Below are 21,841 nucleotides of genomic sequence, written 5' to 3' on the forward strand. Positions count from 1 at the left end.
GCGGCTCGCGCCGCCATCTTGTCGAGCGCGCGACCGAACATCACCCGGTTCACCCGGTCGGACACCGGCCCGACCAGGCGACCCACGGGGGCCGGGCGGAGCACGATCCGCTCCCGCCACACGACGCGGGTCTGACCGGCCTCGGCGGTCACGTGCACATGAGCCCAGCCGTCCAGGACCGGGCCCAGCTTGTCGATGCGGAACTCATAGGGCGGATCCCAGACCGACACCTCCATCCGGTCCACGACGGCCAGCAGCCCCACGCCGGTCCTGGCGGTGAAACGCCAACCCACGCCCGGCTCCCCGTCGTCCGCCGTGATGGTGGTGGCGGGGATGAAGTCGGAGTGCCGGCGGAAGTCGGCCAGAACGTCGAACGTCGTGGCCGGGGAGGCGTTGACTCGACGGACCAGATCAAAGGTGCCCATGCTGCTCCTGCCCTCGCAGTCGGTCGATCTCGGCATCGCGAGCCTCGAGCTCGTCGGCCAGCCGGGTCATCATCGCGTCCACCTGGTCCATCCGGTAGCCGCGTACCGCGACGTCCAGGCGGGCCGCACGCACCTCGGCGGGCTCCACGGTTCCCGAGGCCAACCCCGGGTAGGACTGGGTCGACACGGCGTCCTCGACCCCGGGCACGGGAAGCCGCGAAACCACCACGGCGGCGACCACGCCCACGGCGAGCACCGCCAGCACCACCACGAGGATCGTCACAGGACGATGGTACGCATCGGGGTCAGCCGACCCGGGGGTTCGCCTCGAGAACGATGCGCACCGCCTGCGCGGGGTCGTCGGTCAGCGTCACCAGGTCGAGCTCACGCGAGCTGATGGTGCCCTCAGCCAGCAACGCGTTCTTCATCCAGTCCACCAGGGGTGACCAGTAGTCCACCCCCACCAGCACGATCGGGAAGTGCGTCACCTTCCCGGTCTGGACCAAGGTGACGGCCTCGAAGAGCTCGTCCAGCGTGCCGAACCCCCCGGGCAGGACGATGAAGCCCTGCGCGTACTTCACGAACATCGTCTTGCGCGCGAAAAAGTACCGGAAGTCGATCCCGAGGTTGACGTAGTCGTTCAGGCCGGTCTCGTAGGGAAGCTCGATCCCCAGACCCACCGAGGTGCCGCCCGCCTGCGCCGCGCCCTTGTTGGCCGCCTCCATCGCACCCGGTCCCCCACCGGTGATGACCGCGAACCCCGCCTGCACCAGCGCTCGGCCCACCTGCTCGCCCATCCGGTATACCGGGGTGCCGGGTTCGATCCGCGCCGAGCCGAAGACGCTGACCGCGGGCCCGAGCTCGGCGAGCGCCCCGAAGCCCTCCACGAACTCCGCCTGGATCCGCAGGACTCGCCACGGGTCGGTGTGCACCCAGTCCCCGGGACCGGCCGAGTCGAGCAGGTTCTGGTCGGTCGTGCTGGCCGGGATGCGCTGGTCGCGCAGGGTGATCGGACCGCGCTGGTAACCCCGGGATGTGCTCACCGGTGCAACCTACCCCAGCCCGTTCGGCAGCCTGGACGCTGCGCCCGGTGAGCCGACTTACACTTCCCCGCATGCCCGCTCCCCGTCGCACCCTCGTGAGTCTGGCCCTGGTCGCCGTGGCCGCGGTGGGAGGCGTGCTGGGGGCGCAGTGGCTGGGCTCGGCCCTGCGCGACCCGCTGTGTGAGTTCCGCGCCGCCGACCGCGTGCAGACGATGAGCCCGGAACAGTCGGCGAACGCCTCGACGATAAGCCTGATCTCGGTCCAGCGCGGCTTGCCGCCGCGCGCGGCCTCGATCGCCATCGCCACGGCGATCCAGGAGTCCAAGCTGCAGAACCTCACCTACGGCGACGCCGACTCCCTCGGGCTCTTCCAGCAGCGACCGAGCCAAGGCTGGGGAACCGAGGAGCAGATCCTGGACCCGGTGTACTCCACGGGCCAGTTCTACGACGCACTGGTACAGGTGGAGGGCTGGCAGGACGAGCCGATCAACGACGTGGCCCAGACCGTGCAGCGCAGTGCCTACCCGCGTGCCTACGCCGACCACGAGTGGGAGGGGCGGGTGATGGCCTCCGCCCTGACCGGAGAGACGAGGGCCGCGCTCGGGTGCCGGCTCGACGACCCCGACGGCCCGGGGGACCCGTCCGCCCTGGCGGCCGAGCTGGGCAGCCTGGGCCTCGCCGCGAGCGCCGACGGCAACGTCGTGACAGTGCAGGCGGAGGGGTCCGCCTGGGCCGTGGCCGGCTGGGCCACGACCCGCGCCGAGCAACGGCAGATCACCCGGGTCTCCACCGACGGTCGGTCCTGGAGGCGCGACGAGGAGCCGATGAACTGGCACGACGATGGCGCCGCGAGCCAGGGAGTGGTGCAGATCGAGCTCAGCGGCTGAGGCCGCCGGGCCGGCGCGCTAGCGCTGTTCCACCGGTGTGTAGGAGCGCTCCCCGTACCCGGTGTAGACCTGACGCGGCCGGCCGATCTTGGTGTCGGGGTCGTTGATCATCTCGTGCCACTGCGCGATCCACCCGGGGAGGCGTCCGATGGCGAACAGCACTGTGAACATGTTCGTCGGGAAGCCCATCGACTCGTAGATGAGCCCGGTGTAGAAGTCGACGTTGGGGTAGAGCTTGCGCTCGACGAAGTAGTCGTCCTCCAGCGCCTGGGACTCCAGCTCCATGGCGACGTCGAGGAGCTCGTTGGTGCCGAGCTTGGACAGAATGTCGTGCGCAGTGTCCCGGATGATGGCGGCGCGGGGGTCGTAGTTCTTGTAGACCCGGTGACCGAAGCCCATCAGCTTGACCCCGTCCTCCTTGTCCTTGACCTTGCGCACGAACTCGGAGACGTCGCCGCCCCCTTCGGTGCGGATCCCCTCGAGCATGGCCAGTACCGCGGAGTTGGCACCTCCGTGCAACGGGCCGGACAGCGCGTGGATCCCGGCCGAGACCGAGTTGAACAGGTTCGCCTCCGAGGAGCCGACGAGCCGCACGGTGGAGGTCGAGCAGTTCTGCTCGTGGTCGGCGTGCAGGATGAACAGCAGATCCAGCGCCTTCACCACGGCCGGGTCCATCTGGTAGCGCTCGGTGGGCTGACCGAAGGTCATCCAGAGGAAGTTCTCGACGAGGTTGTAGTCGTTGTTGGGGTACAGGAACGGCTGTCCGAGGCTCTTGCGGAAGGCGTACGCCGCGATCGTGGGAAGCTTGGCCATGAGGCGGACCGTCGAGATCTCGGCCTGCTCCGGGTCGAAGGGGTCCAGGCTGTCCTGGTAGAAGGTGCCCAGCGCCGAGACGGCGGAGGAGAGCACGGCCATGGGGTGGGCATCGCGTGGGAAGCCGTCGAAGAAGCTCTTCATGTCCTCGACCAGCAACGTGTGCCGGCGCAGCTTGCTGTCGAACGTCGCGAGCTCGTCGGTCGTCGGCAGCTCGCCGTAGATGAGCAGGTAGCTGGTCTCCAGGAAGTTCGAGCTCGCGGCCAGGTCCTCGATCGGGTAGCCGCGGTAGCGCAGGATCCCCGCGCCGCCGTCGATGTAGGTGATGTCGGACTTGCAGGAGGCCGTGTTGACGAACCCGACGTCCAACGTGACGTCCCCGGTGGTCTTCAGTAGCTCACTGATGTCCAGCCCCGAGTTCCCTTCGCTGGCGGGCACGACGGAAAGCCCCAGCTCATGATCCTTGTGGCGGAGTGTGGCGTTGTCGGTCATGCGTTCCTCCTGGTGGCACCCGTCGGGTGTCGGTGGTGGCGGCAGGCGGGCCGCCTCACGCAGCGCCCCGCCGTGGGGTCACTCCTCGTGCTCTTGCGGCGGCAGGGCGGCGATGATCGGGTGGTCCTTGGGGATCAACCCGAGCTTCGCGGCTCCGCCGGGGCTGCCCAGGTCGTCGAAGAACTCGACGTTGGCCTGGTAGTACTCGGCCCATTCCTCCGGGGTGTCGTCCTCGTAGTAGATCGCCTCGACCGGGCAGACCGGCTCGCAGGCACCGCAGTCCACGCACTCGTCCGGGTGGATGTAGAGCGAGCGCTCACCTTCGTAGATGCAGTCGACGGGGCATTCGTCGATGCACGCCTTGTCCTTGAGGTCGACACAGGGCTGAGCGATCACGTACGTCATGGCAGACAGTATGCCGCCGATCGCCGACCCGCCGAAATACACCCGCGCTGCCCACGGTGACGACGCGGGCCGCGCTCACCCACCGCCTGTGCAGGTCACGCCCGGAGACGGCTCATAGGTCGTCGTGTACTCGTCGGTGCGCACCACGTCACCCGCTTTCCGCAGGTCGCGGGCCACCGTGATGGTGAAGCCCTCGACCGCACTCTGCTCGAGGCAGTCCGCGCTGTCGTCGGTCTTGGTCTCGGGTCGGGTGATCTTCGTGCGGTCCCCGGTGCGGGTCTCCACCGTGTACTGCCGGTCACCCCAGAACCGCATGACGATCGCGTCGCCGTCGATGAAGGTCTGGATGATGACCGGTGACGAGGTGTCGTTAGTCCACACGTTGTCGATCTGCCCGACCGAGATGGTGGCCTCCCGCCCCACCGGGTAGCGAGAGATGTAGTAGGAGTGCGGGGTGAAGGCGTTGAGCTCCACCCCGGCGAACCAGGCGGTGTTCAGCAGCGCCGTCGAGACCTGGGACAGACCGCCACCCATGCCCATGACCAGGCGACCGTCCTTGATGACCCCTGCCTCGACGTATCCCCGCTCGGTGCTGATCGGAGCCAGCGTCTCGGCCAGGCTGAACTGCTGGCCGGGCATCACCACCGAACCGTTGAGGTAGCGCAGGCCCACCCGGATGTTCTCGGTGCGGGCCGCGTTGTCGGCGCCGGTGGGGAACTCGCTGACGAACTCGGCCATCTCCGCGTCGATCTCCCACGAGGCCGCGTCCTGGTTGGTGATGTCCGGACGCACGTCCATCGTCTGCACGACCACCGTGCGGTCCTCGACCGAGACGCTGTCGGACTCCTCGGTGCTGGTCTGCTCTGCTTCGTCCGGGCCCGCGCTCGTGGCCGTTGCGTCGTCGGCCCCGCCGGTCGAGGCGGCATCGTCGGGCGAGCCGTCCTCGGTGGTGGTGCGGTCGGCGCGCACGATCTCACGCACCCCCGCCAACGCGGCCGCCTGGTCGATCCGCGTGCCGATCCGGGCGCTGACGACCTCCGGCACCCCTTGGTCGCTGAGCCGCACCGTCGCGTCGCGCGCCGGGCGTTCCACGTCGACCAGCGCACCACCGACCAGGTCCTCCAGACCGGACTGGTCGAGCACCAGCTGCAGCGTGGTCTCGCCGTCGCGGGTGGGCGTCTGCACGCTCAGCAGTCGGGAGAGCTGGTTCGGTGTGATCCGGGCCTCGGCGTCGGCGTCCCGGATCTCGATCACGACCGGCTGGGCCACGGCGGGTTCCACGACGTCGGAGACGAACTTCTTCACCTGCTCCGGCTCCAGGTCGGCCGGTACAGACTCCTTCTCGGCCCTGAAGGTCGTCTTCTCCGGCCACTGCGAGGCGATGCGTTCAGCGGTGGGTTCGACCCGCATGGCGACACCGGGCTCGGGCAACGTGGTCTTCACCTCGCCGCGGCTGAGCACGACCTCGGCTTGGACGGGAGCCTGGTCCACGTCGTCTGCGGCTTGCTGCACCGCGGTGCCCAGGGCCTGCGAGTCCACCGTGGTCGCCAGCTCTACCGAGCGACCGTCGCCGGTCAGCCGAGCCCACATGTTGCGCGGGTCGAAGGACACGCTGGTCAGACCGTTCAGCGTCGCGTCCATGTCGAAGCTCAGGCCGGAGCGCTGGGGCCGCAGGCTGGCTTGCTCACCCTCCATCTCGAGCCGCACCGGCTCGGTGGCCAGGCCGCCCAGCTCGTTCTCCAGGCGGTCGGCTGCAGCCTGCTGGCCCAGGCCGCCGATATCGACCCCACGCACGGTCGTTCCGGTCGGCACGCGGTCTCCGAGGTAGTACGCCAGCGCCACGTACCCACCGACGAGAACGACCGCCGCCACCGCGAAGCGCACCAGGATGCCCCACCATTCGTTGCGGCTGCGCTCGGTGGGCATCGACGCCAGTGGCGTGTTCTCGTCCGGCACCTGGGCCCCTGATGGTCTCGAGTGGTTGCGAAACGGACCCGCTCAGGAGAGCGAGGTGTACGTCCCCCGAAAGTGTACGAGTGCCGCCTCGGCCTGGGCAGGCGTCGCCACGGCGAGAACCTCACCGACGACGAGGACGTGGTCACCGGCGGGGTGGGTGGCGTAGGTGCGGCACTCCAGCGTGGCCAGCGCGTCGTCGAGCAAGGCGACTCCCAGGCCACCCCGGTGGTGCGGGATGCGGTCCAGCTGGCCGTGAAGCGGCCGCCCCGGCGTGGAGAGCCACTGGCTGGCCGCCCGTGACGAGGCTCCGAGCACGCTGAGCCCCCACACCCGGGAGTCCAGGACCGCGTCGTGCCACCTGGCCTCTTCGTCGACGCAGATGAGCACCAGGACCGGGTCCAGCGAGACACTGGTGACGGCGGTCGCGGTCATCGCGTGGTCGTGACGCCCGGAGAACGTCGTCGCCACGACCACCCCCGCGGCGAGCCGCCCGATGGCCTGCCGGTAGGCCATCGGGTCGACCGATGTCGGCTCATCCGAGGCCGGGGAGGCGGGCGTATCCCTCCCGCCGGGCAAGCCTGGCTGCGATGTCATTGCTCAGAGCGTAGTAGCCGTCGTAGACCGTGACCTGGGTACGGTGGTGGCGCAGGGCGGCGTCCCGCAGCCCCAGCACCGCAGCGGCAGTCTCTCCATGCGCCTCGGGGTCGAGGACGTGGTCCACCATCTCGTCCGGCACCACCGACGGCGGGTAGGGGTCGGTGGCCGTGGGGACGGTCAGCGAGGCGTCGAGAGAGTCGTGTCGGCGCAGCCACTCGCGGTCGGCGACCGCCCACGAACGCGGGGTGAGCACCATGAACCCTGCGGGTCGGTCTTCGACGGGCAGGTCGCTCAAGGCCGCCACCACGACGCGGTGGGTCTGGATGTGGTCCGGATGGGCGTATCCCCCGTCCGGGTCGTAGGTCACCACCACGTCCGGGGCGATGTCGCGGATCTGTGCGGACAGCACCGACGCCGGCTCGGCAACCGGCGCACCGGCGAACGCTCTGGGATGCGACGCCGCCGCCGAGCCGGCCATCCCGCTGTCGCGCCACGACGGCGGGTCGCCGCCGAGGAAGTGGTGCTGTACCCCCAACGTGTCCATCGCCGCAGCCAGCTCGGCCCGCCGCACGTCGGTGAGCCCGTCCTGGCCTTCCAGGTGGGCCAGCTCGTCGGGGATGACCTCACCCTCCTCCCCGAGGGTGGCCGTGACGACGTGGACCTCGTCCCCCCACACGCGGTGTTGCGCCAGTGCTACCCCGGTGGCCAGGGTCTCGTCGTCGGGGTGAGCGTGCACCGCCAGCAGCCGGACGCCGGGGGCAAGCGGGGTGCTCACCGTTTCGCACGGGCCGCCGCCCGCCCACGCACCGTGGCGTCCAGAATGACCTTGCGGATGCGCACGGCCTCGGGGGTGACCTCGACGCACTCGTCCTCGCGGCAGAACTCCAACGACTGCTCCAAGCTCATCAGCCGTGGTGGGATCAAGCGCTCCAGGACCTCAGAGGTGGCCGAGCGTACGTTGGTCAGCTTGCGTTCCTTGGTGATGTTGACGTCCATGTCGTCGGCCCGAGAGCTCTCCCCGACCACCATCCCCTCGTACACCTCTGTCGTGGGGGCCAGGAACATCTGGCCGCGCTCCTGCAGGTTGAACATCGCGTAGGTGGTGGCCACCCCGGCGCGGTCGCTGACCAGTGACCCGGACTGGCGGGTGCGGATGTCACCGAACCACGGCGCATACCCGTCGAAGACGTGATGCGCGATGCCGGTCCCCCGGGTCTCGGTCAGGAACTCGGTCCGAAACCCGATCAGCCCCCGGGCGGGCACGACGAACTCCATCCGGACCCACCCGGTGCCGTGGTTGGTCATCTGCTCCATGCGTCCCTTGCGCACGGCCATGAGCTGGGTGATGGTCCCCAGGTGCTCCTCGGGGGTGTCGATGGTCATCCGTTCCACGGGCTCGTGCACCTTCCCGTCGACCACCCGTGTCACCACCTGCGGTTTGCCGACGGTCAGCTCGTAGCCCTCGCGGCGCATCTGCTCGACCAGGATCGCCAGCGCGAGCTCGCCGCGGCCCTGCACCTCCCAGGTGTCCGGACGGTCGGTGGGTAGCACCCGCAGCGACACGTTGCCCACCAGCTCCCGGTCCAGCCGGTCCTTGACCAGACGCGACGTGACCTTGCCGCCCTTGACCCTGCCCGCCAGCGGGGAGGAGTTGGTGCCGATGGTCATCGAGATGGCCGGCTGGTCCACCGTGATCAGCGGCAGCGGCCGGGGGTCCTCGGGGTCGGCCAGGGTCTCCCCGATGGTGATCTCGGGGATGCCGGCGATGGCAATGATGTCGCCCGGACCCGCGCTGTCGGCCGGCACCCGTTCCAGGGCCTGGGTCAGGAGCAGCTCGGTGATCTTGACCCGCTCCACCGAGCCGTCTCGGCGACACCACGCCGCCTGCTGACCCTTGCGGATCTCGCCGGCGCGGACACGACACAGGGCGATGCGGCCCAGGAACGGCGAGGAGTCGAGGTTGGTGACGTGTGCCTGCAGGGGCGCGCCGACGGGGTAGGTGGGCGCGGGCGCGGTCTGCAGGATCGTCGCGAACAACGGCTCGAGATCGGCCCCGTCGGGCATCTGACCCGGTCCCGGGGCAGTCAGCGCGGCGCGGCCCGCCTTGGCCGAGGTGTAGACGACGGGAAAGTCGAGCGCCGCCTCGGTCGCCGCAGCGTCGGCGCCGTCCTCGAGCAGGTCCATGAACAGCGCGTAGACGTCGTCCACGACGGCCTCGATCCGGCTGTCGGGCCGGTCGACCTTGTTGATGCACAGCACCACCGGCAGCTGGGCCGCAAGCGCCTTGCGCAGCACGAACCGGGTCTGCGGCAGTGGCCCCTCGGAGGCGTCGACGAGGAGGACCACGGCATCCACCATCGACAGCCCGCGCTCGACTTCACCCCCGAAGTCGGCGTGGCCGGGAGTGTCGATGATGTTGATGGTGACCCCGCCGGGCTCGCCCGCCTGGCGCGCCGCTGGACCGGCGTACTGGATGGCCGTGTTCTTGGCCAGGATCGTGATGCCCTTCTCCCGCTCCAGGTCGTGAGAGTCCATGACCCGGTCCACGTCGTCGCCGCGGTGCCCGGCGAAGGCCCCGGCCTGAGCGAGCATGGCGTCCACCAGCGTGGTCTTGCCGTGGTCGACGTGGGCGACGATGGCCACGTTGCGCAGGTCGGATCGGCTCCGCTGCTCCAGGGCAGCGTCAGCTGAGGTCACATGAGGGGCCATGGGCACGAGTGTCGCAGCCGAGCCCGCTCAGTCGTGCATCCGTGTCCGTAGGTGCGCGGTGATGGCGGTGTTGCTCGGCAGCCACGGCACCGTCTCGAGCTCGGCCCGGGTGAGCCAGCGTAGGGCGTCGTGGTCGGCCAGTGGCTCCGGGCGGCCGCCCGTGAGGCGGGCCCACCACAGGCACATCACCAGGCCCCTCCCCAGCGGCCAGGCCCCCGACGGCTCGCGACCGGGGCCGGCGATGCGCTCACCGAGCTCGACCGTCACCCCGAGCTCCTCGCGCAGCTCGCGGCACACCGCGTCCTCGGTGCGCTCGCCCGCCTCGACCTTGCCACCCGGCAGCTCCCATTGGCCCCTCAGCTCCGCCGGCTCGCTGCGCCGCCCGGCCAGGAGTAGCCGTGGCCGGTCCAGGTCGTCGACGACGGCCGCCGCCGCGACGACGACGACGTCCGAGGCTGAGCCACAGTGCGCCACGGCCGCAGTGCATCACAGGGAACAACCGGGCGCCTCCCGGTCCACCCCGGCTTGACCTGTAGGTCTACGTTTCACTGTTCCCAGGGACCCCGAACCTGAGTACATTGCCTCCACCGATGGTGTCGATGTCCGCCGACAGCTCTGCTGCCGCGGCACCCTGACAAGGAGGCACGATGATCAACCACAAAGTGGCCGTGCTGGCCGGTTCCGCCGCGCTGGCGCTGGTGCTCAGCTCCTGCGCCGAGTCCGACCGAGACAGCGGCTCGGGATCCGGGAGTGGCAGCAGCGACGCCCAGTTCGTGTTCGGCGCCGCTGGTGCTCCGACCACGTTCGACCCGTTCTACGCCAGTGACGGCGAGACCTTCCGCGTAACACGGCAGATCTTCCAGAACCTCATCGGCATCGAAGAGGGCGGCGTCGAGACGATTCCTGAGCTGGCCACCGAGTGGGAGGGCAGCGAGGACGGTCTGACCTGGACGTTCCAGCTGCGGGAGGGCGTGACCTTCCACGACGGGACGGAGTTCAACGCCGAAGCGGTGTGCGCCAACTTCGAGCGCTGGTTCACCCAGAACGAGGTCGGACGCAACGACGCGGTGACCGCCTACTGGGCGAGCGACTTCGGCGGCTTCAAGGACGACGACCAGGAGAGTCTCTACGAGTCCTGCGAGGCGACCGACGAGATGACCGCGGAGGTCAAGATCACGCGCGCCACCGGGAAGTTCCCCATCGTGCTCACCCAGGCCTCCTACGCGATGCAGAGTCCCACCGCGATGGAGAAGTACGACGCGAACAACGTCAAGCAGCAGGGTGAGGGCTTCGTCTTCCCCGAGTACGCCACCGACCACCCGACCGGGACCGGGCCGTTCACCTACAAGTCCTTCGACGACGGCAACGGCACCATCACTCTCACCCGGTACGACGACTACTGGGACGAGACGGCCGGCGTGAAGGACCTCATCTTCCGCATCATCAGCGACGAGACGTCTCGGCGGCAGGAGCTCGAGTCCGGGACGATCAACGGCTACGACCTGCCGAACCCCGTCGACTGGGGAACCCTCGAGGACGGGGGCAACCAGGTCCTCATCCGCGACCCTTTCAACATCCTCTACCTCGGGCTGAACCCCTCGGCCAACGAGGACCTGCTGAACGACGACGTGCGGCAGGCGCTCTACCTGGCGATCAACCGGGAGCAGCTGGTCTCCAGCCAGCTGCCAGAGGGCGCCGAGGTGGCCACGCAGTTCATCCCGCCGACGATCGACGGCTACAACGACAGCCTGCAGCCGGTGGAGCACAACCCCGAGAAGGCCAAGCAGCTGCTGGCCGACGCCGGTATGGAGGGCCTAGAGATCGACCTGTGGTATCCCACCGAGGTCACCAGGCCCTACCTTCCCGACCCGCAGCGGATCTACGACGCGGTGAAGGCCGACTGGGAAGAGGTCGGGGTCAAGGTGACTCCCGTGGCCAAGCCATGGGCGGGTGGCTACCTGGACGGGGTGCAGCAGAACAACTCACCCGCCTACTTCCTCGGCTGGACCGGTGACTACAACGGCGCCGACAACTTCCTCGGTGCGTTCTTCGCCGGAGACGACAACGACTTCGGAACCTCGGAGTACGACTGGAACTCCGACCTGCAGGAGCAGCTGCGGGCCGCCGACGAGGAGGTGGATGAGGAGAAGCGGACTGAGACCTACCAGGAGCTGAACGCCAACATCATGGACTGGCTGCCCGGCCTGCCGCTCTCGCACTCCCCGCCCGCGATCGTGGTGGGTCCCGACGTCGAGGGGCTGACGCCCAGCCCGTTGACGCAGGAGGACTTCTCCACCGTCACCATCAAGGAGTGAGGCCTGCGTGTGGCCGGTCGGCGCCTCTGCCGGCCGGCCACACGGCCCAGCCCCGACCGTCGTCCGCTTGAGCCCGCGTAGGAGGCAGGCATGCTGAGGTTCATCGTCCGGCGGCTGTTGCAGACCGTGCTGTCCCTCTTCGCGCTGAGCATCCTGCTCTTCGGCTGGTTGAGGTCCCTGCCGGGTGGCCCGGTGAGCGCGCTGCTCGGCGAGCGCGGCACTCCCGAGTCACGCGAGGCGCTGCGGGAGCAGCTGGGCCTGAACGAACCGATCTGGGTCCAGTACTGGTCGTTCCTCAAGCGCGCGCTGCAGGGCGACTTCGGTATCTCGAACGGGGTCCGGCCGGGGACCCCGGCGATGGACCTCTTCCTGACCCGTCTTCCCGCCACCATCGAGCTGAGCTTCATCGCGATCATGATCGCGATCTGCCTGGCCATCCCGCTGGGCTACCTGGCTGCCCGCCGCCAGGGCAGCGTCTTCGACACGACCTCGATCATCGGCTCGCTGATCGGAGTCGCCGTTCCGGTGTTCTTCCTCGCGTTCGTGCTGAAGTACTTCTTCGCCCAGCAGTGGGGCCTGCTGCCTCCCACCGGCCGTCAGAGCGTCGGCATCGACGCCACCCGTGTCACCGGTTTCTTCGTGCTGGACGGGATCCTGACCCGGGAGCTCGACGCCTCGTGGGACGCCTTGAAGCACCTCATCCTGCCCTCGATCGCACTGGCCACCATCCCCTTCGCGGTGATCTTCCGGATCACCCGCGCTTCGGTGCTCGAGGTGCTGGACGAGGACTACGTGCGCACCGCGCGCGCCAAGGGTCTGACCCGGCGCATCATCCGGGGCAGGCACATCATGCGCAACGCGCTCATCCCGGTCGTGACCATCATCGGGCTGCAGATCGGAGCCCTTCTCGCCGGTGCGGTGCTGACCGAGACGGTCTTCGCCTACCAAGGCATCGGACAGGCCCTGGCCATCGGGTTCCAGAAGAAGGACTATCCGGTGCTTCAGGTGCTCATCATGATGGCCGCCTTGATCTACATCATCGTCAACCTGGTGGTCGACATCGCGTACGCCGTGATCGACCCACGCGTTCGGACCCGGTGAGGAACCCATGAGCGAGAAGACGCAGCCGGAGACGGACCAGGCGGCCGAGCGGACCCGGCGCAGCAAGAAGCAGAAGATCGATGATCTCGCCGAGTCGGGGGCGGTCTCCGAGGGCGACGGGGTCAGCCTCTGGATGAGCGCCTGGCGTCGGCTGCGCGTCAATCCGGTGTTCCTCATCGGCCTGACCATCATCGTGCTCTTCGTCATTCTCGCTGCGGTCGCCCCCTGGCTCGCACCGAAGGACCCCAGCACGCGCTATCTCATCGGCGAGATCAGCCCCCAGAGCAACCCCGTGCCCCCTCCGCAGGAAGGCTTCCCGCTCGGGGCCGACAACGCCGGCCGCGACCTGCTCTCCCGCCTGATCGTCGGCTCACGCCAAACCCTCATCGTCGGGGTCATGGCCACCCTCGGTGGGCTGACCGGCGGAGTCATCCTGGGCACCTTGGCCGGGGGCTTGGGCGGCTGGGTCGACGCCTCGGTGATGCGCATCGTTGACGTGATGCTGTCCATCCCCTCGCTGCTGATGGCGTTCTCGATCGCCGCTCTGTTCGCCAACCCCTCTCAGTGGACGGTGATCATTGCGATCGCGATCATCCAGATCCCCATCTTCGCCCGGTTACTCCGGGGCTCCATGCTCGCTCAGCGCACCAGTGACCACGTGCTGGCCGCACGAGCCCTCGGAGTCAAGCCGGCACCGATCATCTTCCGTCACATGCTCCCCAACTCGCTCAGCCCGGTCATCGTCCAGTCGACCCTCGTGCTGGCGACCGCCATCATCGACGCCGCGGCCCTGTCCTTCCTCGGCCTGGGCAACCCGGACGACAGCATCCCGGAGTGGGGGGCGATGCTCGGCAAGGCCCAGCAGTTCTTCAACACCTACCCGCATCTGGCTGTCTATCCCGCGCTGTGCATCATCGTCGTCGCGCTCGGCTTCACCTTGATGGGCGAGTCCATGCGCGAGGCCCTCGACCCCAAGTCCCGACGCTGAGGAGCGCGCCATGAGTGAGACCAGTACCGCCGTGGCCCCACCTGCGTCGTCCGGACCCCACGACGGACCGCTGCTCGAAGTCGAGGACCTCCGCGTGACGTTCGGCCGTGGCAACAAGGCGTTCACCGCTGTCGACGGAGTCAGCTTCTCGGTCTCCCCCGGTCAGACCGTCGGACTGGTCGGGGAGTCCGGCTGCGGCAAGTCGGTCACCTCACTGGCCATCATGCGCTTGTTGCCGGCCCGGGGTAACACGGTCACCGGCAGCGTCCGCTTCGAGGGCACCGACCTGCTCGAGCAGTCTGACTCGGCCATGCGCGACATGCGCGGCGCTGACGTGGCGATGATCTTCCAGGACCCGCTGAGCTCGCTGAACCCGGTGGTCGCGCTCGGCGTTCAGGTCTCAGAAGTGCTCCGACGGCACAAGGGGATGAAGCAGGGGCCGGCGAACGAGCGGTCCGAGGAGCTGCTCGGCAAGGTCGGCATCCCAGACCCGGGCCGACGCCTCGACGAGTATCCGCACCAGCTGTCGGGGGGGATGCGCCAGCGCGCCCTGATCGCCATGGCGCTGGCCTGCGAGCCCCGGCTGCTCATCGCCGACGAGCCGACGACCGCCCTGGACGTGACCATCCAGGCCCAGATCCTCGCGCTGCTCAAGGACCTCGTGACCGAGTCGAACACCGCTCTGATCATGATCACCCACGATCTGGGCGTCGTCGCCGGCTTGTGTGACGAGGTCAACGTCCTCTACGCCGGCCGCATCGTCGAGCGCGGCCTCAGACACGACCTGTACAAGGTGCCCCGCCACCCCTACACCGGCGGACTTCTGGCGTCCATCCCGCGGCTGAACCAGCCTCGCGGTGGCCGCCTGAACCCGGTGCCCGGGTCGGTGGCGGACAACATCGCCTGGGAACAGGGTTGCGCGTTCGCCCCGCGGTGTTCCAGCGAGGTGGAAGAGTGCCGTCACACCCCGCCGGAGCTGGTGCAGGACGACGACGTCAGCGACGATCGCCTGTTGCGCTGCCACAACCCGCTCACGAGCGAGCCTGAGGCCGAGGAGGGCCGTGATGAGTGAGTCGGACCTCTTGGTCGACGTGCGGAACCTGAAGGTCCACTTCCCGATCAAGTCCGGGATCATCTTCGACCGTACGGTCGGCTACGTCTACGCGGTGGACGGCATCGACCTCGAGATCGCGCGTGGCGAGACGTACGGCCTGGTCGGTGAGTCGGGCTGCGGCAAGTCCACCTTTGGTCGAGCGCTGCTCCAGCTGGAGCAGGCCAGCGAGGGAGAGGTGCACTTCGACGGGACCAACCTCGCCACCCTCAAGGGCGACAAGCTCCGCAAGCAGCGGCGGCACATGCAGATGGTCTTCCAGGACCCACTGGGCTCTCTGGACCCCCGGCAGACAGTGGAGCAGCTTCTGCTGGAAGGCATGAAGGCCCACGGGCTGACGAAGGAGCAGGACGCCCGTGAGCGGCTCGTGGAGCTACTCCAGGCCGTGGGGCTGCCGCGCAACGCCTTGTCGAAGTACCCGCACGAGTTCTCCGGCGGCCAGCGCCAGCGGGTCGGGATCGCGCGGGCACTGGCCGTCGACCCGCAGCTCATCGTGGCGGATGAGCCGGTCAGCGCCTTGGACGTCTCGGTGCAGGCGCAGGTGATCAACCTGCTGCAGGACCTGCAGACCGAGTTCGGCCTGACCTATCTCGTCATCGCCCATGACCTGGCGGTGGTGCGGCATATCAGCGACCGCATCGGCGTCATGTACCTCGGGGCCCTGGTGGAGGAGAGCAGCGCCGACGAGCTGTACGACACCCCGCTGCATCCGTACTCGCGCGCGCTGATGTCGGCCGTGCCCGTTCCGGACCCGGAGGTGGAGGACTCGCGGGAGCAGCTGCTGCTTCCCGGTGACCTGCCGAGCCCGTCGGACCCACCTTCGGGATGCCGGTTCCACACCCGCTGCCCGTGGCGGCAAGAGACCAAGTGCGACGATGTCCGGCCGGAGCTACGCACGGTGGAGGTCGCGGGAGCCAGCAAGGGACACCGCGTCGCCTGTCACTGGGCCGAGCAGATCTACAGCGGTGAGCTCGAGGCGCACGTCGTGAACCCGACGGCGACGGACCCGAGCCTGGAGTCCAGCGAACCGGACGACGAGGACGAACGGCCGCAGGCGGCCGCCGAGCTCGCGTAACCACCCTCTCGCGCGCTGGCGTGTGGCTACGGGCGGGGCCCAGTACATTGGCGCCATGGTGCTCCCCGTGCTCGTGGTTCAACACGCTGACACCTGCCCCCCGGCCCTGCTGGGTGAGTCGTTGGCCGAAGGCGGGCTCCAGCTCGACATCCGTTGCGGCCATCGCGGCGACACCATCCCCGCCACGGCGAGCGAGCACAGCGCCCTCGTCATCCTCGGCGGAGCCATGGGGGCCCACGACGAGCAGAAGTACGACTGGCTGGCCCCGACGAAAGACCTCATCCACGACGCCCTGTCCCGGACGACGCCCATGTTGGGCGTGTGCCTGGGGCACCAGCTCATCGGCGCCGCCATGGGTGGCTCGTCCGTGCCCAACCCTGCTGGCAAGGCCCGCGGGCTGACGCGGTTCCACCCCAATGCCGCCGGCATGCAGGACCCCTTGCTCTCCAGTGCCGAGCCCGGATCGCTCGGACTGCAGTGGAACGGGGACATCCTCTCCCCGATGCCCGAGGGGGGGACGGTGTTGGCGACTGCCCCGGACAGCTCGGTCCAGGCGGCTCGCTTCGGCCCCCGCGCCTGGGGCGTGCAGTTCCACCCCGAGGTCACCCCGGAGATCTTCCGCGGCTGGGCGATCCACCGCTCGACAGGCGCGGACTCAGCTCGAGTGCTCGAAGCCCTGCACGACGCGGCCACCGAGTTCGACCACCGGCAGGACGAGGTGTTTGCAGCATGGCGTCCTTTGGGGCTGCGCTTTGCCGAGATCGTGCACGCCTACGCCGCCGGCGACGCCACAGCCGGCCTCGAGATCGGCCTCCGCTGAGGATCGGGAACCGCCCGATCTAAGGCAGACTGGACCTGCTTCACTTCGCGAGCAGGGAGGTACCGTGGCCGACGTCTCGCTCTACCTCGCCGTGACGTTCGTCGCCGCGATGCTTGCGGTGCTGATCCGCCTGCCACCCCTGGTCGGCTTCCTCGCCGCGGGCTTTGCGCTGAACGCCATGGGGGCCCCGGAGTTCCCCGCCCTGCAGACGCTGGCCGACCTCGGGGTCACGTTGCTGCTCTTCGGTATCGGCCTCAAGCTGGACATCCGCAGCCTGCTTCGCACAGAGGTGTGGGTCACCGCGTCGGTGCACATGGTGCTCAACGTCGTCATCGCCGCCAGCTTCGTGTGGACCCTGGGCCTGGCCGGCTTGGGCCTGGCCGCCGAGGTGACATGGATAAAGATCGTCCTCATCGCCTTCGCCCTGTCGTTCTCCAGCACCGTGTTCGTCGTCAAGGTGCTCTCGGACCGCAGCGAGTCGCAGTCTCACTACGGCCGTGTGGCCATCGGGGTGCTGATCATCCAGGACATCGCGGCCGTGATGTTCCTCACCGCCGCGGACGGCGAGCCACCGAGCCCCTGGGCCATCGCCTTGCTGCTGATCGTGCCGGCCTCGTGGGCGCTGCGACGCGTCTGGGACCTGGTTCCCCACGGCGAGATGCAGGCCCTCTTCGGCATCGTCATGGCTCTGGTGCCCGGCTACGCGGCCTTCGAGCTGGTGGGCCTGAAGGGCGACCTGGGAGCCCTAATCATCGGGGCGCTGCTCGCCAGCCACCCGGCCGCCGGCGAGCTGTCCAAGAGCCTCTTCACCCTGAAGGAGCTCCTGCTCGTCGGGTTCTTCATCTCGATCGGGATGGGCACCCTGCCCACCGCGTCGACGGTCGTGCTGGCCGGGGCCTTCCTCTTGCTGCTGCCCGTGAAGACGGGGCTGTTCTTCGTTCTGCTCTGGTGGCGGCGTCTGGGGCATCGGTCCTCGATACTCGCGAGCCTGGCGCTCGGAAACTACTCGGAGTTCGCGCTGATCGTCGCGGCGGTAGGTGTCGAATCTGGCCTGCTGGACGAGGAGTGGCTCGCGGTGCTGTCGGTGGCCGTCGCCGCCAGCTTCATCTTGTCGGCGATCGCAAACCGCTCCGAAACGGTGATCGTCCCCGCAGCCACCGCGCTCCTGCCCGCCCAGGATCCCCACCGTCTGCACCCCGAGGATCGCCCCATCGACCTGAGCCGTGCCTCCGCCGTCGTGTTCGGGATGGGTCGCATCGGCCGCTCGGCGTACGAGCAGCTGGAGAAGGAGTACGGCAAGGCGGTCGTCGGCGTGGAGATCGACCTCGCCCGGGTAGAGCGGCTGACCCGGGAAGGCTTGGACGTGCAGGAGGCCGACGCCACTGACGCCGCCTTCTGGGAGCGAGCGACCAACGGAAAGAACCTCGAGCTGGTGGTGCTCGCGATGCCGTTCCACGGGTCGAACCTGGTCGCGTTGAGACAGCTGCGGGAAGCCGACTTCACCGGGACCGTGGCGGTGATGGCCCAATATGACGACGAAGCCGCAGAGGTCAAACGGCTCGGAGCGGACACGGTCCTGCAGCTGTACTCCGGAGCCGGCCGCCAGCTCGCCGACGAAGCGATCGAGATCGAGGCGTCGACCTAGTCCGTCGCCCCCCGGTCGGCAAGTCTGCGGGCGGTATCACTGTCCGACTCGAACCTGTGTCCAGTATCGCAGGTCATACCGACATGCCTGGACTTATCCACAGGCTGAGAATCAGCGTCGCTACCATCGATACCCATGGACAACCGGGCCGAGGCCGCAGCGCCAGAGCGGGCCCGGCTGGGCTTCGTGTTCTACACCTCGTGCGCACTATCGCTGGCCTTCGTCGTCTTCGGGCTGCTCTTTCCGGCTCGTCTCAGCAGCGGTCTGGCCTTCGTGCGCGAAGGGGTCGTCGGCACCGTCGGCCCCGTCTACCCGTTGGTGGTCACCGGGCTTCTGCTCCTCGTCCTGGTGCTGTGGCTCTCCCCCGTCGGACGGGTACGTCTGGGTGGCCCCGACGCCCGCCCCGAGTTCGGGGCCATCTCGTGGATCGCCATGCTCATCAGCGCCGGCGTCGGGCTGAGCTTTCTCTTCTGGGGCACGGCGGAGCCGCTGATCCACCTCGCGGACCCGCCCTACGGGGCCGCGGAGGCTGGCTCGCCCGAGGCCGCTCGTCTGGCGATGCGCTACTCCTTCCTGTTCTGGGGCCCCCACGCCTGGGCCATCTATGCGGTGGTGGCGATCAGCATCGGCTACTCGAGCTTCACCCGCGGCCGGCCGATGCTGGTCAGCGCGGCACTGCGACCCCTGCTGGGCCGGCGCGTGGACGGACGCCTCGGTGACGTCGTGGATGTGCTCTCCGTCGTCGCCATCCTCTTCGGGGTGGCGACCTCACTGGGGCTCGGGACCGGGGAGCTGAGCGCCGGCCTGCACACCGTCTTCGGCACGCCCGACACGTACGTCACCAAGGTGATCATCATCGTCTCCCTGATGACGGTGAGCACGGTCTCGGCCATGACCGGCCTGGGCAGGGGCATCCGCTGGCTGAGCCTGGCCAACATCACCTTGTGCGCCGTGCTCCTCGGGTACGTGCTGGTCGTAGGGCCCACAGCGTCGATCGTGTCGACGCTGGGCTCCGGCGTGGCGGGCTTCACCCGCAGTCTGGTGCCGATGAGCCTGGGCACCGAGGGAGCGCCGGGCAGCGACTGGACCGCGGGATGGATCTACTTCTTCTGGGCGTGGTGGATCGCCTGGGCGCCCTTCGTGGGGACGTTCATCGCCCGGATCTCCCGGGGCCGCACGATCGCCGGCGTGGTCTGCGGCGTGGTGCTCGTTCCCAGCGCGGTCACGCTCGCGTGGTTCTCGGTGCTCGGCGGGACTGCCCTGCAGCGCGAGACGACGGGCGCGGTTCAGGTGGCCCAGACGGCCAGCCAAGCGAAGTCAGTGGCCACAGCGGCGGTCTTCGAGAGCCTGCCGCTGACGTCTCTCACGGCGGCGGTGGTGGCGCCGGTGCTCGCGCTGCTGTTCATCACCTCGGCTGACTCGGCGTCGTTCATGCTGGGCAGCGCGACGTCGGGCGGCCACCTCAAGCCGCCTCGCCCACTGCGGCTGATGTGGTCGTTCGCCGCTGCCTTTGCCGCGGTGCTCCTGCTGAGCGGGGGCCCGACCGACCTGCGCAGTGCGGCCGTCGTCGCAGCGCTGCCCTTCACGGTGATCCTGGTCGGGCTGTGCCTGTCTCTTGCCATCATGCTGTGGCAGGACAGAGAAAAAAGTCAGCTCACCTCGTAGACGAAGTACTGAACCTTGATCGCCGTTCCGTACTTCGGATGGCGCGGCAGGTACGGCATCGGCTCGGTACCGAAGACACGTCCCCACCATCCTTCGCGTTCGAGGTTCACCAGGTTCTCCTCATAGCTCTGGTCGCGCATGATGTCGTCGCGCTGCGAGAAAACGATATGCCCACCGGGACGGACGATGCGGCACAGCTGACGCAGGATCTCGGGGGTCTCGAAATAGGTCAGCGCGCCGATGAAGCACACGGCATCGAACTCGTTGTCCTCGAAAGGGAGCGGAAAGACCTGCATGTCGACCGGGGTGACCTGCTCGTAGGCACCCGTCTGCTCCGCGAGCGCCAAGAGCTTCTCAGAGATATCGATGCCGTGGATGCGGGTGTAACCGAGATCGTGCATCGCCGTGCCGGTCAGCCCTGACCCACAGGCGGCGTCCAGCACTCGCGCCTGCAGTCCGACGTAGTTCAGCATGACGGCAGCGGCTGTCTGCGGGCCGACGTAGCCCCACTCCACGAAGGTCTCGTCGTAGCGGCCTCCCGCGGCGAAGGTGTCGTAGTCGCGCTGCACGGTGGTGCTGTCCGTGACGTACTCCTCGCCCCAGATGTCCGGGGTCTGCCCGATGATGTCTCCTGCCACCTGTGCCTCCCTCAGCTCCGGTGTCGCCTCGGCCTCCCACTGTACTGCTGGACCGGCGCACGGCCGGACCGGCGGGCAGGCGGCTCGCGACGCCACCGCGGGCGCTGGCGCTGGCGCCACCATGCACCCGCTTCGCCGCGACTTCCGGGCGACAGGCCCGTGAGCGAGTGGCTAGCCGGTGAAGCCGTTCTCCTCGAGCCAGCGCTCGGCGACCGTGGCGGGGTCGTCGCCCTGCACCTCCACCGCCGCGCTCAGCTGTCGCAGGGTTGCCGTGTCGAGCCGGTCCGATATCGGCTGGAAGAGGTCGGTCAGCTCGGGGTAGCTGTCCAGGGTCTCCTCGCGGAGGGTGAGCGCGGGGTTGTATGCGGCGAAGAAGTCCTCGTCGTCCTCCAGCAGCACGAGGCCAAGCTCGGGGATGCGCCCGTTGGTGCGGAAGACCGAACCGAAGGTGCAGGTCTCCCCCTTCTCGACGGCGCCGTAGACGGTCGTCGCCGAGACCTGGGAGACCCGGCTCGGGTCGAACTCGAAGCCGTAGTGCCTCTCCATTCCCGGCAGGCCGTCGGCTCGGTTGGCGAACTCGGGCCCGACGCACAGGGTCGCCTTCTCCGGCTGGTCCTCCAGGACGCTCTTCAGGTCCGAGATGCTCTCGACGCCGAGCTCTTGTGCCGCCTGCTCCCCCACCGCGATGGCGTACGTGTTGTTGGCCGGTGCCGGTTCCAGCCAGGCAACGCCGTTCTGCTCCTCATCCAGCTCGGACACCTCCGCGCTCAGCTCTTCAGGATCGGCGATGGCTTCCGGCTCGGCCAGGTGGACGAGCCAGCCGGTGCCGGTGTACTCCCAGTACATGTCGATGCGCCCCGAGACCAGGGCCCGGCGGACCTCCTCGGTGTCCCCCAGCCCCGTCCGGTCCACGACCTCCGCGCCGGCGGCCTCCAGCGCCTGGATCGTGATCTGGCCGAGAACCTCCTGCTCGGTGAAGTTCTTGGAGCCCACGGTCATCCGCACCGTCCCCTGAGGGCTGCTCAGGTCGAAGTCCTCGGAAATGCTTCCGGACCCGCCGACAGGCCCGCTGCCACACCCGGCGGTGAGGACAGCGCCTGCCGCACACAGTGCGCCCATCAGGGCCGCGGGGCGGCGCGAGCCTCGCGCGGCGCCA

General features: G+C 68.8%; 21 protein-coding genes. 9 read left to right on the top strand and 12 right to left on the bottom strand.

Annotated features, from left to right (window positions below):
* The 3 genes from VJ976_RS09870 to VJ976_RS09880 all read right to left on the bottom strand — a co-directional run.
* On the bottom strand, positions 1-425 hold a 425-nt coding region (locus VJ976_RS09870; RefSeq protein ID WP_324100046.1), incomplete at its 3' end, for an SRPBCC family protein.
* Complete coding sequence (locus tag VJ976_RS09875) at positions 412-708, bottom strand: DivIVA domain-containing protein (RefSeq protein ID WP_324100047.1); 297 nt, start codon at positions 706-708, stop codon at positions 412-414. The genes VJ976_RS09875 and VJ976_RS09870, both read right to left, overlap by 14 nt.
* A 22-nt stretch (positions 709-730) precedes the next feature.
* Positions 731-1,468 carry a TIGR00730 family Rossman fold protein gene (locus VJ976_RS09880; RefSeq protein ID WP_324100048.1) on the bottom strand — a complete coding sequence of 246 codons (738 nt, stop codon included), beginning with the start codon at positions 1,466-1,468 and terminating at the stop codon, positions 731-733.
* 71 nt (positions 1,469-1,539) lie between these two features.
* Here VJ976_RS09880 and VJ976_RS09885 point away from each other — a divergent pair, with 71 nt between their 5' ends.
* A complete protein-coding gene (locus tag VJ976_RS09885) occupies positions 1,540-2,355 on the top strand; it encodes a hypothetical protein (protein ID WP_324100049.1) in 816 nt (271 codons plus the stop codon).
* An 18-nt stretch (positions 2,356-2,373) separates the two neighbouring features.
* Here VJ976_RS09885 and VJ976_RS09890 read toward each other — a convergent pair whose 3' ends face one another.
* From VJ976_RS09890 to VJ976_RS09920, 7 genes are all read right to left on the bottom strand, one after another.
* The gene (locus VJ976_RS09890; RefSeq protein WP_324100050.1) at positions 2,374-3,660 is read right to left on the bottom strand and encodes a citrate synthase; all 1,287 of its coding nucleotides are present in this window, start codon (positions 3,658-3,660) and stop codon (positions 2,374-2,376) included.
* Positions 3,661-3,738: 78 nt separating this feature from the next.
* The gene (gene fdxA, locus VJ976_RS09895; RefSeq protein WP_324100051.1) at positions 3,739-4,065 is read right to left on the bottom strand and encodes a ferredoxin; all 327 of its coding nucleotides are present in this window, start codon (positions 4,063-4,065) and stop codon (positions 3,739-3,741) included.
* Between the two features lie 75 nt (positions 4,066-4,140).
* Entirely contained in the window at positions 4,141-6,021 is a 1,881-nt protein-coding gene (locus VJ976_RS09900) for a VanW family protein (RefSeq protein ID WP_324100052.1), read from the bottom strand.
* Positions 6,022-6,063: 42 nt separating this feature from the next.
* Positions 6,064-6,615, bottom strand: coding sequence for a flavin reductase family protein (locus tag VJ976_RS09905; RefSeq protein WP_324100053.1), 552 nt, complete (start codon positions 6,613-6,615; stop codon positions 6,064-6,066).
* Positions 6,554-7,393: a PIG-L family deacetylase gene (locus VJ976_RS09910; RefSeq protein WP_324100054.1), complete on the bottom strand. Its 840-nt coding sequence runs from the start codon at positions 7,391-7,393 to the stop codon at positions 6,554-6,556. Before VJ976_RS09910 ends, VJ976_RS09905 begins: the two co-directional genes overlap by 62 nt.
* Positions 7,390-9,327: a translational GTPase TypA gene (gene typA / locus VJ976_RS09915; protein ID WP_324100055.1), complete on the bottom strand. Its 1,938-nt coding sequence runs from the start codon at positions 9,325-9,327 to the stop codon at positions 7,390-7,392. Before typA ends, VJ976_RS09910 begins: the two co-directional genes overlap by 4 nt.
* Positions 9,328-9,354: 27 nt before the next feature.
* Positions 9,355-9,801 carry a (deoxy)nucleoside triphosphate pyrophosphohydrolase gene (locus VJ976_RS09920; protein WP_324100056.1) on the bottom strand — a complete coding sequence of 149 codons (447 nt, stop codon included), beginning with the start codon at positions 9,799-9,801 and terminating at the stop codon, positions 9,355-9,357.
* Positions 9,802-9,974: 173 nt separating this feature from the next.
* Between VJ976_RS09920 and VJ976_RS09925 the strand changes: the two genes are divergently transcribed.
* The 8 genes from VJ976_RS09925 (at position 9,975) to VJ976_RS09960 (ending at position 20,047) form a co-directional block, all read left to right on the top strand.
* Positions 9,975-11,642, top strand: a complete 1,668-nt coding sequence (locus tag VJ976_RS09925) for an ABC transporter substrate-binding protein (RefSeq protein ID WP_324100057.1) — start codon at positions 9,975-9,977, stop codon at positions 11,640-11,642.
* A gap of 90 nt (positions 11,643-11,732) precedes the next feature.
* Complete coding sequence (locus tag VJ976_RS09930; protein WP_324100058.1) at positions 11,733-12,743, top strand: ABC transporter permease; 1,011 nt, start codon at positions 11,733-11,735, stop codon at positions 12,741-12,743.
* Between the two features lie 7 nt (positions 12,744-12,750).
* Positions 12,751-13,731: an ABC transporter permease gene (locus tag VJ976_RS09935; RefSeq protein ID WP_414693614.1), complete on the top strand. Its 981-nt coding sequence runs from the start codon at positions 12,751-12,753 to the stop codon at positions 13,729-13,731.
* 10 nt (positions 13,732-13,741) lie between these two features.
* A complete protein-coding gene (locus VJ976_RS09940; RefSeq protein WP_324100059.1) occupies positions 13,742-14,803 on the top strand; it encodes an ABC transporter ATP-binding protein in 1,062 nt (353 codons plus the stop codon).
* On the top strand, positions 14,796-15,917 hold the full coding sequence (locus tag VJ976_RS09945; RefSeq protein WP_324100060.1) for an oligopeptide/dipeptide ABC transporter ATP-binding protein: 1,122 nt from the start codon (positions 14,796-14,798) through the stop codon (positions 15,915-15,917). Before VJ976_RS09940 ends, VJ976_RS09945 begins: the two co-directional genes overlap by 8 nt.
* A 55-nt stretch (positions 15,918-15,972) precedes the next feature.
* The gene (locus VJ976_RS09950; RefSeq protein ID WP_324100061.1) at positions 15,973-16,737 is read left to right on the top strand and encodes a type 1 glutamine amidotransferase; all 765 of its coding nucleotides are present in this window, start codon (positions 15,973-15,975) and stop codon (positions 16,735-16,737) included.
* A gap of 64 nt (positions 16,738-16,801) precedes the next feature.
* Positions 16,802-18,382 (top strand): cation:proton antiporter family protein, encoded by a 1,581-nt coding sequence (locus VJ976_RS09955; RefSeq protein ID WP_324100062.1) that lies wholly within the window; start codon positions 16,802-16,804, stop codon positions 18,380-18,382.
* Positions 18,383-18,517: 135 nt separating this feature from the next.
* The gene (locus VJ976_RS09960; protein ID WP_324100063.1) at positions 18,518-20,047 is read left to right on the top strand and encodes a BCCT family transporter; all 1,530 of its coding nucleotides are present in this window, start codon (positions 18,518-18,520) and stop codon (positions 20,045-20,047) included.
* Here the strand turns inward: VJ976_RS09960 and VJ976_RS09965 are convergent.
* Positions 20,032-20,685 (bottom strand): class I SAM-dependent methyltransferase, encoded by a 654-nt coding sequence (locus tag VJ976_RS09965; protein WP_324100064.1) that lies wholly within the window; start codon positions 20,683-20,685, stop codon positions 20,032-20,034. The genes VJ976_RS09960 and VJ976_RS09965 overlap by 16 nt on opposite strands.
* A gap of 171 nt (positions 20,686-20,856) precedes the next feature.
* Positions 20,857-21,684: a glycine betaine ABC transporter substrate-binding protein gene (locus tag VJ976_RS09970; protein WP_324100065.1), complete on the bottom strand. Its 828-nt coding sequence runs from the start codon at positions 21,682-21,684 to the stop codon at positions 20,857-20,859.
* Between the last annotated feature and the right edge of the window lie 157 nt (positions 21,685-21,841).

The sequence above is a fragment of the Ornithinimicrobium sp. genome (assembly GCF_035267225.1).
Lineage (GTDB): Bacteria > Actinomycetota > Actinomycetes > Actinomycetales > Dermatophilaceae > Ornithinicoccus.

Excerpts from the sequence above, each read along its gene's own strand:
- VJ976_RS09885 (WP_324100049.1), top strand. The coding sequence starts at position 1,540 with ATGCCCGCTCCCCGTCGCACCCTCGTGAGTCTGGCCCTGGTCGCCGTG.
- VJ976_RS09890 (WP_324100050.1), bottom strand. The coding sequence starts at position 3,660 with ATGACCGACAACGCCACACTCCGCCACAAGGATCATGAGCTGGGGCTT.
- fdxA (WP_324100051.1), bottom strand. The coding sequence starts at position 4,065 with ATGACGTACGTGATCGCTCAGCCCTGTGTCGACCTCAAGGACAAGGCG.
- VJ976_RS09905 (WP_324100053.1), bottom strand. The coding sequence starts at position 6,615 with ATGACATCGCAGCCAGGCTTGCCCGGCGGGAGGGATACGCCCGCCTCC.
- typA (WP_324100055.1), bottom strand. The coding sequence starts at position 9,327 with ATGGCCCCTCATGTGACCTCAGCTGACGCTGCCCTGGAGCAGCGGAGC.
- VJ976_RS09925 (WP_324100057.1), top strand. The coding sequence starts at position 9,975 with ATGATCAACCACAAAGTGGCCGTGCTGGCCGGTTCCGCCGCGCTGGCG.
- VJ976_RS09930 (WP_324100058.1), top strand. The coding sequence starts at position 11,733 with ATGCTGAGGTTCATCGTCCGGCGGCTGTTGCAGACCGTGCTGTCCCTC.
- VJ976_RS09935 (WP_414693614.1), top strand. The coding sequence starts at position 12,751 with ATGAGCGAGAAGACGCAGCCGGAGACGGACCAGGCGGCCGAGCGGACC.
- VJ976_RS09940 (WP_324100059.1), top strand. The coding sequence starts at position 13,742 with ATGAGTGAGACCAGTACCGCCGTGGCCCCACCTGCGTCGTCCGGACCC.
- VJ976_RS09945 (WP_324100060.1), top strand. The coding sequence starts at position 14,796 with ATGAGTGAGTCGGACCTCTTGGTCGACGTGCGGAACCTGAAGGTCCAC.
- VJ976_RS09950 (WP_324100061.1), top strand. The coding sequence starts at position 15,973 with ATGGTGCTCCCCGTGCTCGTGGTTCAACACGCTGACACCTGCCCCCCG.
- VJ976_RS09960 (WP_324100063.1), top strand. The coding sequence starts at position 18,518 with ATGGACAACCGGGCCGAGGCCGCAGCGCCAGAGCGGGCCCGGCTGGGC.
- VJ976_RS09970 (WP_324100065.1), bottom strand. The coding sequence starts at position 21,684 with ATGACCGTGGGCTCCAAGAACTTCACCGAGCAGGAGGTTCTCGGCCAG.